Origin of the sequence: Lacihabitans soyangensis, assembly GCF_024343775.1 — a bacterium.
Taxonomy (GTDB): Bacteria; Bacteroidota; Bacteroidia; order Cytophagales; family Spirosomataceae; genus Leadbetterella; species Leadbetterella soyangensis.
Genome location: NZ_RJUF01000148.1, coordinates 1 through 1,352, shown reverse-complemented (window position 1 = coordinate 1,352; position 1,352 = coordinate 1). Strand labels below are relative to the sequence as shown.

Sequence of the window (1,352 nt, the reverse complement as noted above, 5' to 3'; positions counted from 1 at the left end):
GGTGTTTTTCTGGGGAGTACTTTGGAAACAAACCAATCCTATAGCTGCCGTAATGGTTTTGGCGGGTTCTCCCTTTATTGGTTTAGGATGTGATTGGATATTTGAAAACATACTGATTCAATACCCATTTATCAGACAAACCTTCGGCGAAACCTTCAACTTTTTGTATCGTGTATTTTCAATTTTTTTAATAGGCTCAATTTTGCTGGTGATATGGAGTAAATATCTAAATGCAAATGGAAAGGCCAAGATTGCAGAATTCGATTTAGGCATATCCTTATCTGGCATTGGAAGTACCTTGTTTTGGTTTTTACTTACTCAAATTCCATTTATAGTAGTAGCATTATTGGGCCTGATTTCACCTCAAACAGCAGCCACTCCAGCCGCAATTGTTTGTTTGCTTTTGTTTGTTTGGTTTCACAAACGGGCAAAAGATGAAATGACTTTATTTAAATCAGATATATTTTATGCAGGCTTGCTTACTTCTTCCATGATTTGGATTATGTTTTATTTTGCATAATATTACTGCAAATTGTAAAAGGATAATATTTCAAACTAATGTCACAAAAAGTAATTATCATAGGTGCAAGTTCGGGAATAGGCAAGGCTCTTGCTATAAAATATGCCCAAGAGGGGTTTGAGGTCGGAATAACGGCAAGAAGAACAAATTTGCTCCAAAAAATTGTAGAGGAATTACCAAGGGCCAAATTCTACATTGCAGAAATGGATGTGGAAAAAGTGGAGAGTACTCGGAACATTTTGGCTGATTTGGTGGAAAAAATGGGCGGATTGGATATCCTCATCATCAATGCGGGCATTGGTATTCCAAAGGCGAGTTTTGAAGACGAACTCAAAACCATTGATATCAACGCCCGTGGATTTATGGGTTTGGCTCAATGGGCCTATTATTATTTTAAATCTAAGGGAAGCGGAAAAATTGTAGGTATTTCTTCAGTTGCAGGTGAAAGAGGAGGGCCAACTTCGCCCGAATACCATGCCACCAAGGCATTTGCTTCCACTTATATGGAAGGACTAAGGATTCGTTCTAAAAAGAGAAATCATGGCGTAAAAGTAATAGATGTACGGCCAGGTTATGTTGAAACTGAAATGACTGACGGTCAAAGAGGGATGTTTTGGGTCGCCAAAGCCGACAAGGTGGCAAACCAGATTTTTGACGCCGTCTTAGCGGATAAACCTGTGGTGTATGTCACTAAGAGATTTAGAATAATAGGTTTCCTCATGCGTAATTTGCCAGAGTGGATTTTGGTGAAGATGATGTAAAAAAACACCCCAACCAATTACTCAGTCGGGGTGAATTATATCAAAAAAACAAAATATTCTTAATTTTCAGC

At 38.2% G+C, this 1,352-nt stretch carries 1 protein-coding gene and 1 pseudogene; both read left to right on the top strand.

Annotation, left to right across the window (positions count from 1 at the left end):
- Nucleotides 1-520 (top strand): annotated as a pseudogene (locus tag EGI31_RS25615) (SLC5 family protein); the annotation flags it as partial.
- A gap of 38 nt (nucleotides 521-558) precedes the next feature.
- The gene (locus EGI31_RS25610) at nucleotides 559-1,281 is read left to right on the top strand and encodes an SDR family NAD(P)-dependent oxidoreductase (RefSeq protein WP_255037017.1); all 723 of its coding nucleotides are present in this window, start codon (nucleotides 559-561) and stop codon (nucleotides 1,279-1,281) included.
- Nucleotides 1,282-1,352 lie beyond the last annotated feature (71 nt).

Coding starts and splice junctions, on each gene's coding strand:
- EGI31_RS25610 (WP_255037017.1), top strand. CDS start 559: ATGTCACAAAAAGTAATTATCATAGGTGCAAGTTCGGGAATAGGCAAG.